Below are 16626 nucleotides of genomic sequence, written 5' to 3' on the forward strand. Positions count from 1 at the left end.
ATGGAGGACATTATGGAAAAGACATTAGACAAGATCGTTGCTTTAGCAAAGAACAGAGGTTTTGTATATCCGGGTTCAGAGATTTATGGTGGACTTGCAAATACATGGGATTACGGTAACCTTGGTGTTGAGTTAAAGAACAATGTAAAAAAGGCTTGGTGGAAAAAGTTCATACAGGAGAATCCATATAATGTAGGTGTTGACTGTGCGATCCTGATGAACCCACAGACATGGGTAGCATCCGGACATCTTGGCGGTTTTGCAGATCCTTTGATGGACTGTAAAGAGTGCCATGAAAGATTCCGTGCAGACAAACTGATCGAAGACTACATGGCAGAGAATAACATGGAGATCGAAGGTTCCGTTGATGGCTGGTCAAATGAAGAAATGGAGAGCTTTATTGAAGAAAAGAATATCTGCTGTCCTTCATGCGGAAAACATAATTTTACAGGTATCAGACAGTTTAACCTGATGTTCAAGACATTCCAGGGTGTAACAGAGGATGCAAAGAACACAGTATATTTAAGACCTGAGACAGCACAGGGTATCTTTGTAAACTTCAAGAATGTACAGAGAACATCCAGAAAGAAGATCCCGTTTGGTATCGGACAGATCGGTAAGTCATTCCGTAACGAGATCACACCGGGTAACTTTACGTTCCGTACCAGAGAGTTTGAGCAGATGGAGCTGGAATTCTTCTGTGAACCGGGAACAGACCTTGAATGGTTTGATTACTGGAGAAGCTTCTGTATCAACTGGCTAAAAGACCTTGGTATCAAGGATGAAGAGATGCGTGCTCGTGATCATTCACCGGAAGAGCTTTGCTTCTACAGCAAGGGAACAACAGATATAGAGTTCTTATTCCCATTTGGATGGGGCGAGCTTTGGGGTATCGCAGACAGAACGGATTATGATCTGACCCAACATCAGACTGTATCCGGCGAACCAATGGATTATTTTGATGATGAGAAGAAAGAGAAATACATTCCATATGTTATCGAACCATCACTTGGTGCTGATCGTGTAACACTTGCATTCCTTTGTGCTGCATATGATGAAGAAAATATCGGAACAGAGGAGAAGCCGGATGTAAGAACTGTATTACATTTCCATCCTGCACTTGCACCTGTTAAGATCGGTGTCCTTCCACTGAGCAAGAAACTTGGCGAGGAAGCAGAAAAGGTATATGCTGAATTATGCAAATACTACAACTGTGAATACGACGACAGAGGAAATATCGGTAAGCGTTACAGAAGACAGGATGAGATCGGAACTCCGTTCTGTGTAACTTATGATTTTGATTCAGAAGAAGATGGTGCTGTAACTGTCCGTGACAGAGATACCATGGAGCAGGAAAGAGTAAAGATCGAAGATCTGAAGGCATATTTTGAGAAGAAATTCGAATATTAATCAGACGAAATGAATCAATATCTCAGATAGAGTATCTGGTTGATCGAATCTGTAAAATAAAAGGGACATTTGTCGGAAAAGAACATTATCCGGCGGATGTCTCTTTCTTTTTGAAAAAGATTCCGGAATATGCGGTTAAAAAGAGAAAAAAATTGAAAAAAGTGGTTTAATATTATTAGGTCATATGATATAATCACGTCAGAGTGGTGGGAAAATTCTGCCCTAAAGCAGGCTTTTTTCAGCATATATTTAATTAGATACGTAGGAGGTAATAAACAAATGGCAAACAAGTGGGTTTATATGTTTAGCGAAGGCGACATGACCATGCGTAATCTTCTCGGTGGTAAGGGTGCAAACCTTGCAGAGATGACAACAATTGGTCTTCCAGTTCCACAGGGTTTCACAATCACAACAGAGGCTTGTACTCAGTACTATGAAGATGGTCGTAAGATCAACGACGAGATCATGGCACAGGCTATGGAAGGTGTTAAGAAGATGGAGGAGATCAACGGCAAGAAGTTCGGAGATCTTGAGAATCCATTATTAGTATCAGTTCGTTCAGGTGCTAGAGCATCTATGCCGGGTATGATGGATACAATCCTTAACCTTGGTTTAAATGACGAAGTTGTTGCTGCAATGATCGCACACAACCCAGATCCAGCATTCGAGCGTTTCGTATATGATTCTTACAGACGTTTCATTCAGATGTTCTCAGACGTTGTTATGGAAGTTGGTAAGAAGTACTTTGAGCAGCTCATCGATAAGATGAAAGAAGAGAAGGGTGTTAAGTTCGACGTAGAACTTACAGCAGCTGATCTTAAGACTCTTGCAGAGCAGTTCAAGGCTGAATACAAGAACCAGTTAGGAACAGATTTCCCTTCAGACCCAGTTGAGCAGTTAAAGTTAGCTATCGAAGCTGTATTCCGTTCATGGGACAACCCACGTGCAAACGTATACAGAAGAGATAACGATATCCCTTATTCATGGGGTACAGCAGTTAACGTAATGCCTATGGTATTCGGTAACTTAAATAATGAATCTGGTACAGGTGTTGCATTTACTCGTGACCCTGCAACAGGTGAGAAGAAGCTTATGGGTGAGTTCCTTATCAATGCACAGGGCGAAGACGTAGTTGCCGGTGTTCGTACACCAATGCCAATCGCTCAGATGGAGCAGGAATTCCCAGAAGCATATGCAGAATTCCTTAAGGTATGTGAGACTCTTGAGAATCACTACCATGATATGCAGGATATGGAGTTCACAGTTGAGAACAAGAAGCTTTACATGCTTCAGTGTAGAAATGGTAAGAGAACAGCTCAGGCAGCTCTTCAGATCGCTTGTGACCTTGTTGATGAAGGACATAAGACAGAGGAAGAAGCAGTTGCAATGATCGATCCTCGTAACCTTGATACACTTCTTCACCCACAGTTTGATGCAGCAGCTCTTAAAGCAGCTACACCAATGGGCAAGGGCCTTGGTGCTTCACCGGGTGCTGCTTGTGGTAAGATCGTATTTACAGCTGACGATGCAGAAGCATGGGCAGCTAAGGGCGAGAAGGTTGTTCTTGTACGTCTTGAGACATCACCAGAAGATATCACAGGTATGAAGTCAGCACAGGGTATCTTAACAGTTCGTGGTGGTATGACATCACATGCTGCTGTAGTTGCTCGTGGTATGGGTACTTGTTGTGTATCAGGTTGTGGCGATATCATTATGGATGAAGAGAACAAGAAGTTCACACTTGCAGGCAAAGAGTTCCATGAGGGAGATTTCATCTCAATCGATGGTACAACAGGTAACATTTACGATGGAGTTATTAAGACAGTTGATGCTTCAATCGCAGGTACATTCGGTCGTGTTATGGCATGGGCTGATAAGTACAGAACACTTAAGGTTAGAACAAATGCTGATACACCAGCAGATGCTAAGAAGGCTCGTGAGCTTGGTGCAGAAGGTATCGGTCTTTGCCGTACAGAGCATATGTTCTTTGATCCAGAAAGAATCGCAGCATTCCGTGAGATGATCTGCTCAGATACAGTAGAAGAAAGAGAAGAAGCTCTTAATAAGATCCTTCCATATCAGCAGGGAGATTTCAAGGCTCTTTACGAAGCACTTGAAGGTAACCCAGTTACTATCAGATTCCTGGATCCACCTCTTCATGAGTTCGTTCCTACAGAGGAAGCAGATATTGAGAAGCTTGCAAAGGCTAAGAATAAGTCAGTAGAAGAGATCAAGGCACTCTGCAACTCACTTCATGAGTTCAACCCTATGATGGGTCACAGAGGATGTCGTCTTGCTGTAACATATCCAGAAATCGCTAAGATGCAGACAAAGGCTGTTATCCGTGCAGCTATCGAAGTTCAGAAAGAGCATCCAGATTGGAATGTTGAGCCAGAAATCATGATTCCACTTGTATGTGAAGTTAAAGAGCTTAAGTATGTTAAGAAGACAGTTGTTGAGACTGCTGATGCAGAGATCGCTGCTGCAGGCGTAGATCTGAAGTACGAAGTTGGTACAATGATCGAGATCCCTAGAGCGGCTCTTACAGCTGATGAGATCGCTAAGGAAGCTGACTTCTTCTGCTTCGGTACTAACGACCTTACACAGATGACATTTGGTTTCTCAAGAGATGATGCAGGTAAGTTCTTAAATGCTTACTATGATGCTAAGATCTTTGAGAATGATCCATTTGCTAAGCTTGACCAGACTGGTGTTGGTAAGCTCATGGATATGGCTGTTAAACTTGGCAAGCCGGTTAATCCAAAGCTTCATATCGGTATCTGTGGTGAGCACGGTGGAGATCCTTCATCCGTTGAATTCTGCCACAAGATCGGTCTTGATTATGTATCATGTTCACCATTCCGTGTACCTATCGCTAGACTTGCTGCTGCTCAGGCTGCAATCGCTAACAATGCAGGAAAGTAGATTACAACTATATGTACTTCACGGAATTTCTGATTACCAGAGCTGATGTTAATGATTTCATGACACATCGTCCGGAGTACACGAAAGCGAACCGTTTTAAGGATTTCGTTTGTAAAATCTATCTTTGATAATTAGGGGAAAATTCCAAATATTGGGTTTTCCCCTTTTTTATTGGGTTTTCTAAGGATTCTATCTCTTACTAAGAGGTAGAGTCCTTTTATTTTATACAAAATTCCTAAAGGAGGTTCGAGGTTATGAACAACACATGGTATTTGAATCAGTAGATCACAGGACATTTTACAGAGAAAAATTAGCGAGAGCGAGATACAGAGACAGTTATCACAAGTCACTCATTTATATCCTTGGCATATCTGAGGACACGAGACGGCATTGCGATGAAATCTACGTGAAGAAAGTACTGAATTTATGGTATGTTAGATTGTCATTTAACTTTTTATTATGGCTTATAAGGAAACAAAGAGCAATACCTTCTACTGCAAAGCATTTGATTTAGGATGGTATGGGTGATATAATCTGAAATGTAAATATTTTGTTTAGTTATAGGGGATTGATGGGAGTGCTTAGAGTAGGAATTTGTGATGATGGGTCGGCAATCTGTTCGGAAATTGAAAGGATCGTTAAAGAATATGGGAAGAAGCATGACTTGAGACTTGATACAGAGATATGGAGTACGGGAGAGGCACTGGTGGATTATCTTGAGGATGGAAATGCGATTGATTTATTATTCTTGGATATTGATTTGATTACGACCAGCGGTGTAGATATAGGACAGTATATTCGGCATAGACTGAATAATTATAGCATGAAGATTGTGTTTATATCTGCAAATACAACATATGCAATGAGCCTGTTTGATATAATGCCGATGAATTTTCTTGTGAAGCCGCTTGTAAAATCTAAGGTAGAGGAATGTCTTGATTTGGCTGTTATGTTTCTCGTAAAAGAAGAGAAGGTGTTTCAATGTAAAGTGGCTGGTAAAACTCATTATATACCATTTAGATCTATCCTTTATTTTGAAAGTGATGGCAGAAAAATCAGACTTGTCACGGAGAAAAAACAAAAAAATGGTGGCTTAGATACAAAAGTGGATGTGTATGAATATTACAGAAAGATAAAAGAGGTTGCTCAGGAAATTCTGTCGGACGAATCTTTCTTGCAAGTTCATAGGTCTTATATCGTCCAGATTGCTTACATACAAAAATATGAATATACACAGATACTAATGATGGACGGTACACAGATCCCTGTTAGTCAAAATTTTCGGAAAGAAGTACGGAGCAAGATGCTGGAGAGGGGATGAAGAAAAATGTACACGGCAGTATATTTAATGTGCAACATGTTCAGAATATATCTGATTAAGCATCTTACAGACATGTTTTTTCAGGGAGAGAATCCGGATAAGAAACATGTTGTAGGAGTATGTATTGTTTTTTATGCGGTAAACAGCGCGTTGTTTATCTGTCTTAATATATCATTGATTAATCTTATATGTAATGTTCTCGGCATAGGTGCGCTCGTGTGCGTGTATTCCAGAAACAGAAAATATGTGATTTTTATTATTGTAATACTTACTATTGTGTGCATGGGCTGTGATATGCTTGCTACAAGTCTGCTGACTCCGGCATACAAATCAGGAGATGCACTGGATATGCTGACATTCGTCATGGTCGATATGATTATGTTTGTGTTTATGTGTCTTCTGAGAAGGATAATGCAGAGCCGGAATGAGCAACAGATAGTGCCGAGCGTGGCTCTGATAATTGTGCCGATTATCAGTATATGTATACTTTTGTATATGGCTTACATGAAGCATTATATATCAGGCGACTTTATAGCAGTAGGATTGGGACTTTTATGTATAAATTTCTTGGTGCTGTATTTGTATAATATGCTTCTTGAATCCGCTCAGGAAAAATATGAGAACCAAATTCTCAGGCAGTATGTCAAGGAATATTCAAACCAGTTGGACATTATTCTTGAATCAGAACAAAAAGTAAGACGCATGCGCCATGATATCAGGAATCATTTGTCAGAGATACAGCTTCTGACCATGCAGAATAAGCGCGATGAGGTTTTAAAATACATAGAAAGCATGACGGACTATATGCAGAATTCAAGGGCAATTTCAGAATCTGGCAATATTGAGACAGACAGCCTTTTGAATTATATGCTTGGGTTGGCAAAGAAGGACGGAATTCATGTTGAAACGGACATATGTCTGCCGGAAGAATTGCGTAATTCGTTTGAGTTCAACATTGTTCTGGGCAATCTGCTTGACAATGCAGTCAGGGCGGCAAAGTCCAGTGAAGAAAAATACCTCTATGTTAGAATCAATATGGACAAAGGGACATTGAGGATTCTGGTAAAGAACAGCTACAGCGGTAAACTGCGTAAATCAGGGAGACATTTCCTTACCACCAAAGATGATTCGTATAATCATGGCATGGGTTTACAGAGTGTACAGGATGTTGTGAATCAAAATAATGGTGAGATACAGTTTGAAGCTACTGAAAATACTTTCATAGTCAGAGTTATATTGTTCAATTAACAATGATGTCTGCCAAGCTGCTTGGGGTTATGCCTGCAGCTTCTCTTAATTTCTTGATACGCTCAGGTATGTCAATGACTATTTTGTTTCTATAAAAGGTATGATTATGCTGTGTAAGGTTTCATGTCATTTCCTAGTATATTCTGTTAATTGTTTTCTTTTGAATTCTCCGCAGAAAAATAATGGACGAGACGGAGAATAATATCTACGCCTTCTGGACTTACTCCTGATATTTCAATTAGCTGCAATTCATTTCTTCCAAGTAAATAGTCTGTAGATACATGAAAAAAATCAGCCAAATCAACAAGAGTGTCTATAGAGGGTTTTGATGTACCCATTTTCCATGCGTTTACTGCTGAGCGAGATATGTTAAGTGCGCTTGCCAAATTACTCTGGGTTATACCGATGACTTCTCTCAATTCCCTGATACGTTCAGATATGTCCATTACCATTTTTATTCCTCACAAAAAATACGATTATGTCATGTTACATGTTTGTCCTTTCATTAGTATATTCAATTCAAAGTCAACTATAATTATCTTATTTGATAGTTACAAATGACAAAAAGAACCGGATTTTGGCAAAAAAACACGAGTTATGACAAAAAAGCTGTTAGTTATGACATATGGCGAATTTTAAGAAAAAAATGTGCTATGATTTAGACGGCTAATATCAAAATAGCAAAATATATCACAGGAGGGATGCAGTATGAACAAGGCAAAGAAGCTCGTAAACAAGATGGCAAAGAAATCGGCGGAGAAAGCAGCTAACTCAGCTTGCTGTTTCTGGGCATATCAGCCGAAAGAGCCAAAGGCAGTCAAGAAGCTGCGCAAATTCTAAGAGCCGATGAAGACATTGCAGGAATATGTAACCAACGAATATGACTCCGATGAGGAGAAGGAGATCATAGCCTATGGGCTTGAGCGTATCAGGGAGAACGTGCTTGCCTTTGGATTTACAGTTCTTGTCGGCTTCTGCTACGGTGATGTCCTCTCGGGCGTTCTGCTGTGGGTGTTTCTTTATCCCATAAGGAGCAGCGCGGGAGGATATCATGCGCAGACCAGATGGGGCTGCAGAGTTATGTCGGTTTCGCTTCTGCTTGCAGCTTATACTGCGGTATATGCCGTAAACAGGCTGGCATACGGACAGATGATACTGCTTGGGCTTCTGCTCTGCGCGGTGCTGACTCTATGGCTGCTTGCTCCGATTGGCACGGAGAATAAGCCTCTCGATGATATCGAGCATAGAATTTATCAAAAAAGGACAAGGATTATAGTTCTGGTTGAAACGATATTAGCCGTGTTTACACTGTATGAGGGAATATCGGTCATATATCTGCCGATAGTTATGGCATTTTTAATTTCATCAGCACTGCTTGTGATGGGATGTATTAAGCTGAGAAAAAATAAGGGAAAGTAAACATCAATTATATATTTTGCAACAAATGAAAGGAAAAAAATCATGTTAAAGGGGAAAATATCTTTATGGAATAGAAGTGGAATATTCTCTTCTATGTTGGCATTGCTTTTGTGTATTGCCATGTGTTTTGAATGTGTGCCATTTTATACTGTGGCGGCGGAAGAGACTGAGGAAACTGGTACATATAAAACAAAGGCGATAAGCTGGCTTGTCGGCGAGAAAGACGATGTGAGCGGCTGGGGTGATACAGACCTGATAAATGATACAGCCAACGCTCTGACTATACTCGGAAGAGAAGGAAAGCCGACAGACAGCACTTTCCTTGAGAAATGGAAAGGCAGCCATAAGGATATGAATACCGATGAGATGGTGCATATCGCGCGGGCAGAGTATATGTCCGCAGATTCAAAAGAGGTAGAATCACTGCTTTCTGATATCATGTCCCGCCAGAATCCTGACGGGGGTTTCGGTCTTACAGAAGAATATGAGAGCGATGTCTATGACACCGTGCTTGCACTTTCGGCGGTATGCGCTCAGGCTGTGGCTACACCGACGGATGCGACCGCAGATTACAGCAACGCGGCAGGAGACGCAGCATTCTACCTTGCGGGGAAACAGAAAAGCGACGGAGGGTATGCGTACACGGATGCATCTGACAGCTCACCGTATTTGACGGCGTATGCGGGAATGATTCTCTCCATGTGCGGGTGTGATGATTTACCGGCGTGGACTGCACTTGACGCATACTGTCAGGACAGATTCACAGGGGAACTTTCCGAGGATACATTTGCCGAACAGGCAGTACTTGCCATGTATATGTACAGAAGAGAACTGATACAGGATGCGGATGCTTTCGAGGAGAAGCTTCATTCCGTACAGGGAAGCGACGGAAGCGTGTACGGGGATATCACGGACACGATATGGTACATACTTCTGCTTGACGAGATAGACAGTTATCATACACTGCGCCTTAGCATTACGAACGTGGAGACTGAGACTGATACATATGTGCTGGAAGCCGGAGAGACACAGAGTCTGTCGCTTCATACTGACATATCATATGATACCAATCAGAATGTGACCATGAATGTGCGGTATACCATCACAGAGGACGGAGAAGCGACAGCATCTGTCACAAAGGAGATGGAACTGTCTGCCTCGAATACGAAAGCTTCGCTTGATTCGGCACTTGAGGCAACGGCTCAGGAGGGGAAAGAATATATCCTGAAAACAGAGATTGTGTCGGTGGATGACGAGGCAGAGGTGCTTGCATCAGATGAGATTAAGTTCTCCGTACATGTGACTGAGAGACAAAAGCTCACACTCACTGCTGATGTGACGACAGGAATCGGGTATTCAGTTAATCTGTCATGGAATGATATAAGCAATGATGACGATACTTACAGATATCGTGTATTCAGGAAGATGAATGGCGGCGAATGGGAGACGCGTTCCACGTGGGACGGCTCGGAGAAGGTGAGGGTTCTCAATATCTATCCGTGCTATGCCGCGCAGAATTATTTGAAGAACTGGATGGAGCAGACAGTGAGCGACACGGGTGAGCCTGCCGGCAAAGGGCTGTTTGTCATAGACACGGTATACATAGGGAGTTATAATTCGGACCCGGATAAATATTTGAAGGACGAAAACGGAGATTACAAGTACGACGTGCTGATGTTTGGAACATACGATTCAAATGCCGGACAGGATCTCTCGGAAAAAGGATATGAGGCGACAAAGGCTTTTATTGATACAGGACGCGGAGCCATGTTTGGTCATGATACACTGGCTCGTATATCAAGCTGTTATCATCCCAATTTTGCAAGATTCGCAGATGATCTCGGCATTAAAGTTGCAACATGGTGCAGTTATACGCCGAGCAGCACAGTGAGGGTTGTAAACTCGGGTATGCTCACAAGTTATCCGTGGAAACTGTCAGGAACATTACAGATACCGAGTGCACATACTCTCGGACAGTATTCGGGTGGAGCGCTTTCTTCAACAGTCTGGATGGAATTTGGAACGTGGTACAGCACAGATTCGGAGACAGGAGCAACCACAGCTGCCTATCTCGTGACAAACAACCAGCTTGCCATGATACAGACAGGACACAGCAACGGTCAGGCGACTGATGATGAGAGAAAAGTTTTTGCGAACACACTGTTTTATCTGAAGCAGCTTACAAGCGAAACATCGGCAAAGGACAACTCGTTCTATGATGAGGCGGCACCGACACAGCCGGATATAACTGAGAGTGAAACCGGAACATTTATATGCAAATCCGAGGATATGGGAACTGACTATCAGTACTATGTGGAGGCTGTAAGCTCAGGGCACGGAGAAAACGTGGAATCAAACATAGTGGATGCCACGGCACTGTCCGGCATGAGAGGATTTATTACCGGCATAAGTGATTCGACAGAACCTATGGACGAGCTGAGAAAAAAGACAGATGAAGGAAAGCCGGCGGCTGAGGTGTCGGAAGCTTCTGACGGCACACTGAAAATTGATTTAAGCGAATATGATTTAACCGCATATGAGCCGGGGCAGACGGTGTATCTGCACATATGCGCGGTGGACAATGCGGGCAACATAAGTGATGAGACAGTCATCAGCATAGAGATACCAAAGGGGAAGGAATATCTGAGTCTGGATCAGGCGCTTATCGCAACAGATGGAGAAGTGCAGCTCTATTGCTGCGAGGCGGATATTACAGGCGATATATATGGGGCAGAGACGTTCAGGTTTCAGGGAAGCACGATACATCTTAACGGGACGGCATCATCGGCAGGGAGCCTCTCCATAGCGGGCGGAGTGCTGGATATCGCGGGTATGCAGGAGAACGTACAGCCTCTGGATGTTCCGGATTATACACAGGACATAAAGGATGATATGGAACTTGAGGGAGCTCCTCTCACGGAGATTGCAGTGTACAACAGCACGGATATAATCGTTCCGACGATATGCCTGAAAACTACAGGCGCGTGGTGTAACAGCGTGACGCTTTCGGCAAGCTTGATGTCCGGCGGTGACATATCTTTCAATGCAAACACGATACATTGCGGCGCGGAGGATGAGCCTGTCGTGCTGTGCTCGGAAAAGGGAGACATAAAAATACAGGCTACGGCATTTGAGGGAGAGGGACTGATATACGCACCGGAGGGAACGGTCACGATAAATGTCTCGAAATTCGATTACATAGGAAGCGTTGTGGCAAAGAGGGTAATTATACAGGCGGGTTACTACAACCAGAACCGCATGGAGGGAGAATAAGATGATAGAGAGATGTAAAAAGGGAAAAATATGGTACCGCAGCGTATGCACGTTATTATCTGTTGCTCTGTGTGTATGTATGCTGTCGGGCTGCAGAAGCAGACAGGAGTCAGCCTCTGTCGGAACGAAGACCGCCCAGACATATGCGGATACCGAAAACGGAGAAATAACAACAGATGAAACAGAATCGCAGGATGATTCAGACAAAATTCAGACGGTATGGCAGACTGCAGAGAAAGCAGTCACAGACGAGGCTGATAAAGCAGACGATGTCATGACACAGCTTTCGGAGAGTGTAAGCAGCGGCGATGCGGACAGAGTGATTGAGCTTGCCGATACACTGTCCGGGCAGCTGGACTCATCTTATACTGCGGCGGAAGAATGGCAGACCGCCCTGCAGGAAGTGAGCGATAGTCTGGACGATGAGGCGCGCACTGTATATGAGGAAAGAGAGAAGGCGTTCAATGAATCAGTATCTGAGAGCCGTGATGAGGCATCAGCACTGCTTGCCGGAATAAAAGAGTCGGCGGGTCAGGGGGATATGGAGACAGCGGCAGAGCAGACGGATGAGCTTACAAAGCTTCTTGGCGCTGATGAAACGTATGAGACTTACGGCGAGGATATACCTGATACAGAGCCTGTACACGAGGCAGAAACGGCTGAGTACAATGTTGACGCGGACACACCTGAAGCTTCGTCAGTTATGTCCGAGGATGAAAGCGAGAAAACCGAGTATCTCGCACTTGCCAGTGAGACAGAACTGTTGGATACTGTAAAGGAGAAAGCTGACGAGCTGAAGACGCCGCTGGCAGTATACAACTACATAAAGAATAACATAGGCTATGAGACATACCACGGCAGCCGCAAGGGTGCAAACGGAACATACGACGCCATGAGCGGCAACGACTATGATCAGGCAAGCCTTCTCATAGCCATGCTGAGATATCTGGGATATCCGTCAGCGTATGTAAAGGGAACCATAGACCTCACACCTGAGCAGGCGGTGTCACTTACCGGAGCTGATACGGCAGAGCATGCGGCTGACGTGCTTGCGGCAGCGGGTACACCGGTAACAAAGCTTACGCTTGACGGCGAGCTTGTATATGTGCGCATGGAGCATGTGTGGGTGCGCTCCTACATACCTTATACGGACTACAGGGGAGCCGGAGACGCTTCCGGCAGCTCTGTATGGCTGGATCTGGACACAGAAATCAAGTCATATGAGAACGTGGACAACATCTATGACGCTCTCGATGATGCGGGTTTCAATGATGAGGTGGCGAAGCTTGCTGAGACCGGGGACGCCTCACAGATGGATACGCTTCTTGATACATGGGAAGAAAAGCTCGGTTCGATGGACACGGATTCCATGTATACGAGAAAACGTATTATCTCACAGAAAGAAGAGAGTTATCTTCCGGCTTCGCTGCAGTATGCGACATACGGAGAGACTGTCATATTTGCTGAGATACCGGATTCAGACAGGGACAAGGTAAGCTTTGGCATAGACGGTGATGTGTTCACAAGCTTCACAGCTTCCGAGTTGTATGGCAAGAGTGTACTGCTCGCATACGAGCCTGCCACGGATGCAGACAAAGCCATATATGACAGCTATGACAGTATATTCGACGTACCCGCCTATGCGGTGTACATGAAGCCTGTCATCTATGTGGACGGCGAGGTCACAGCGGAGGGCGACGAGTACCTCGAGATAACCCTCGGGACAAAGCAGACATTTACCATAGGACTGTCGTCGGCTCTAGGCAGCCATGACGTGACAAACGATGTGACAACTGGCTCGATGTACGCGGTCACTCTGGACATGCAGAGCATCACATCCTCAGAGCTTCAGGAAATATATGATGAGGCTTCTGCACTCTCAGACAGCGTAACCGAGACAAATGTCTACAGCACAGATTATCTCGGCAAGCTCCTGACACTTGCGGGCAGGCTTTACTTCGCACAGGTGGATATGGCTGACATAATGACGGCTGAGGCATATGGTGTGACAGCCGTAAGAGACTTGAGCGAGGGTATCACGGGCTACGAGTTGAGATGTGATAAGCTGTACGGACAGGTATCCGGACTCAGCGAGGGCAGCCTGTACATAGACGTGGACACAGACCGCCACAGCGTAATCAGCCTCACTGGTGATGAGGACGCTTCAAGAGAATACATGCTCAGCACGGGTATGATGGGGTCGCTTTACGAGAGTACGGTGTGGGAGGAGCTCACAGGATACGAGAGCGTATCAACCATCAGCATACTGGCTGCGGCACAGGAGAAGGGGATAGAACTTCTGCTCATCTCATCCGCTAACATGGCGGAAGAGATGGAAAAACTGAATACAACAGACACCACAAAACAGGCAGTGACGGAAGCCGTAAACGCAGGTAAGATAGTCACAATTCCGGCAGAGGACATGACGATAGGCAGCTGGTCGGGAACAGGGTATATGGTCATAGACCCTGAGACCGGAGCAGGGGCGTATATGATATCCGGAGGGCTGAATGGGGGTGCATTATCGGCGCTTTTGACACTTGGAGGATTATGTGCTACATTTTCTTCGGCTACTGCAACGTCAATGTTGGTTTGGGCTGCTGTTCAATTCTTCGCACTTACGCTAACACCGCTTTCATTGGTGGCATATGGCACTATGTTGGGTTTACTTGTTGTTGCGATGATAGAGTTGAATTATGAAATGTGGACTGATAACCTCGATTATTTGTTTACGGGAGATTTAAGTTCTGCAGAGCAGGCAGCAGACATGATGGGCAGATTAGGTAATCTGGCTTTGGTGGAATTAGGCTTATCAAAGAGTATCTCAAGCATAAGCGCAACATTAAACAATTCACAAATAAAATATTACGTTAAATTAGCAACAAAAAACAAAGAAAGCGATACATGTGTTTTAGGAACAACTGGTAAATATAATGTGTACGCTTCGGATAATAATTATACATATTTTATATTAGACGAGAGCAAATGGTCAGATTTGGTTAAAAGCTTAAATAACAATTATAACGAAATATGGAAAATAAATAAACAATATATAGATAATCAAATTAAACTTAATAAAACAATTATTTTGACAGATAACCCGGAATTACAATATTTGTTTGGAGATGGAAGCAAAAGATTTTATCAGAGGGAAATAGATTATTTATCAGAACTAGGTTATACATTTTCTCAGGTTGATGATGAATTGTGGAAAGCTATTCTCGAGTAAATGGTGAGGTGAGGAAAGTTTATGAATATTGTTGAAGCAGAAAAATTTTTTAAAGAATATGATGGAAATTCTTTCTATATGTATGATCAGGATTTATTAAAATATAATCAATACAGAAGTATGAAAATTTCTTCAAAACAAGAGAATATTTGGCGCATTCAAAAAGCAAAAATATATAGTTCTGAAATTGAGAAGTCTGATAAGCCGTGGCTCGTATACTTCAAGATGGATAGCTTGCTAGAACCATGTTTAATAATCCCTGACTCTATAGATATAATGCTGGATACGGGAAAGAAAGTTGAAAGTAAGTTAGATGCAAAAAACAGCATGAATATCGCAGAAACAATCATTGGCAGAAGTGATGTTAGTGCAGAAACTGGCTGGATTTTTCGCTCATATCATAAAAAGTGCAAAAAGCAAATGATTGAGTTTTGCCGTTTGGTAGAAAGATTACTTAATGAAGCGAATAAAAAACCTGAATTATATAAAATTTCAGAGATTTACAATTCAAAATATCAGTTAATAAAATATAAGCTAAAAATAATCACGTGATATGTACAAGCAACTATAATGAGGATTCTGCGATGCACAATTCTAATGTAGTAATCTATATAGATAGTATACGGTGTGACAGCCGTAAGAGACTTGAGCGAGGGTATCACGGGCTACGAGTTGAGATGTGATAAGCTGTACGGACAGGTATCCGGACTCAGCGAGGGCAGCCTGTACATAGACGTGGACACAGACCGCCACAGCGTAATCAGCCTCACTGGTGATGAGGACGCTTCAAGAGAATACATGCTCAGCACGGGTATGATGGGGTCGCTTTACGAGAGTACGGTGTGGGAGGAGCTCACAGGATACGAGAGCGTATCAACCATCAGCATACTGGCTGCGGCACAGGAGAAGGGGATAGAACTTCTGCTCATCTCATCCGCTAACATGGCGGAAGAGATGGAAAAACTGAATACAACAGACACCACAAAACAGGCAGTGACGGAAGCCGTAAACGCAGGTAAGATAGTCACAATTCCGGCAGAGGACATGACGATAGGCAGCTGGTCGGGAACAGGGTATATGGTCATAGACCCTGAGACCGGAGCAGGGGCGTATATGATATCCGGAGGGCTGAATGGGGGTGCATTATCGGCGCTTTTGACACTTGGAGGATTATGTGCTACATTTTCTTCGGCTACTGCAACGTCAATGTTGGTTTGGGCTGCTGTTCAATTCTTCGCACTTACGCTAACACCGCTTTCATTGGTGGCATATGGCACTATGTTGGGTTTACTTGTTGTTGCGATGATAGAGTTGAATTATGAAATGTGGACTGATAACCTCGATTATTTGTTTACGGGAGATTTAAGTTCTGCAGAGCAGGCAGCAGACGTGATGGGCAGATTAGGTAATCTGGCTTTGGCAGAAGTATTCGTGGCAAGTCAAATTAATGGTCGATTAAATAAAATCGATAATATGTATGTCAATGGTCAGGATGCTTCTGAATGTTTAGAACAACTGAATGGTTTTAGCGATAACAAAGTAAACCATATCATTAATGGTAGTAAAAGTTCTGAACATAATTGGGAATATTTGGTTTCTGATAAAAATTGGGAGGATATAAAAAGTATAATAGTAAATGTTATGAAAACAGGCAAAGAAGGTTCATATAAGTCTGCATATAAAAAAACAGCTGTATTAAATGGCTATGAGGTTACGGTAACTTATATGAAGTCTTATGATGGAAGAATATCTATATCAAATGCATGGGTTAATTGAATATACACTGGAGGGAAATGAGTGA

Annotated in this window: 12 protein-coding genes; 11 read left to right on the top strand and 1 reads right to left on the bottom strand. The window is 43.2% G+C overall.

The window, feature by feature from the left end:
- Positions 1-12 precede the first annotated feature (12 nt).
- The 5 genes from LK416_04170 to LK416_04190 all read left to right on the top strand — a co-directional run bounded on the left by LK416_04170 (position 13) and on the right by LK416_04190 (position 6904).
- A complete protein-coding gene (locus LK416_04170; GenBank protein ID UEA75384.1) occupies positions 13-1410 on the top strand; it encodes a glycine--tRNA ligase in 1398 nt (465 codons plus the stop codon).
- 279 nt (positions 1411-1689) lie between these two features.
- Positions 1690-4335, top strand: coding sequence for a pyruvate, phosphate dikinase (ppdK, locus tag LK416_04175; protein ID UEA75385.1), 2646 nt, complete (start codon positions 1690-1692; stop codon positions 4333-4335).
- A gap of 265 nt (positions 4336-4600) precedes the next feature.
- Positions 4601-4849 carry a DUF6075 family protein gene (locus LK416_04180; GenBank protein UEA75386.1) on the top strand — a complete coding sequence of 83 codons (249 nt, stop codon included), beginning with the start codon at positions 4601-4603 and terminating at the stop codon, positions 4847-4849.
- A 63-nt stretch (positions 4850-4912) separates the two neighbouring features.
- Entirely contained in the window at positions 4913-5656 is a 744-nt protein-coding gene (locus LK416_04185; GenBank protein UEA75387.1) for a LytTR family DNA-binding domain-containing protein, read from the top strand.
- Between the two features lie 246 nt (positions 5657-5902).
- On the top strand, positions 5903-6904 hold the full coding sequence (locus LK416_04190) for a GHKL domain-containing protein (protein ID UEA75388.1): 1002 nt from the start codon (positions 5903-5905) through the stop codon (positions 6902-6904).
- A 146-nt stretch (positions 6905-7050) separates the two neighbouring features.
- Here LK416_04190 and LK416_04195 read toward each other — a convergent pair whose 3' ends face one another.
- Entirely contained in the window at positions 7051-7356 is a 306-nt protein-coding gene (locus LK416_04195; GenBank protein ID UEA75389.1) for a helix-turn-helix domain-containing protein, read from the bottom strand.
- 256 nt (positions 7357-7612) lie between these two features.
- On the opposite strand from LK416_04195, the gene LK416_04200 reads away from it, so the two are divergent.
- From LK416_04200 to LK416_04225, 6 genes are all read left to right on the top strand, one after another.
- A complete protein-coding gene (locus tag LK416_04200) occupies positions 7613-7744 on the top strand; it encodes a cyclic lactone autoinducer peptide (GenBank protein UEA75390.1) in 132 nt (43 codons plus the stop codon).
- Between the two features lie 6 nt (positions 7745-7750).
- Positions 7751-8323, top strand: a complete 573-nt coding sequence (locus tag LK416_04205) for an accessory gene regulator B family protein (protein ID UEA75391.1) — start codon at positions 7751-7753, stop codon at positions 8321-8323.
- Between the two features lie 42 nt (positions 8324-8365).
- Positions 8366-11596 (top strand): hypothetical protein, encoded by a 3231-nt coding sequence (locus LK416_04210; GenBank protein ID UEA75392.1) that lies wholly within the window; start codon positions 8366-8368, stop codon positions 11594-11596.
- Position 11597: 1 nt separating this feature from the next.
- Positions 11598-14825: a hypothetical protein gene (locus LK416_04215; GenBank protein UEA75393.1), complete on the top strand. Its 3228-nt coding sequence runs from the start codon at positions 11598-11600 to the stop codon at positions 14823-14825.
- 21 nt (positions 14826-14846) lie between these two features.
- The gene (locus LK416_04220) at positions 14847-15377 is read left to right on the top strand and encodes a hypothetical protein (GenBank protein UEA75394.1); all 531 of its coding nucleotides are present in this window, start codon (positions 14847-14849) and stop codon (positions 15375-15377) included.
- Between the two features lie 75 nt (positions 15378-15452).
- Positions 15453-16601 carry a polymorphic toxin type 35 domain-containing protein gene (locus tag LK416_04225; protein UEA75395.1) on the top strand — a complete coding sequence of 383 codons (1149 nt, stop codon included), beginning with the start codon at positions 15453-15455 and terminating at the stop codon, positions 16599-16601.
- Positions 16602-16626 lie beyond the last annotated feature (25 nt).

This window comes from Lachnospiraceae bacterium GAM79 (genome assembly GCA_020735665.1).
Taxonomy (GTDB): Bacteria; Bacillota; Clostridia; order Lachnospirales; family Lachnospiraceae; genus Coprococcus.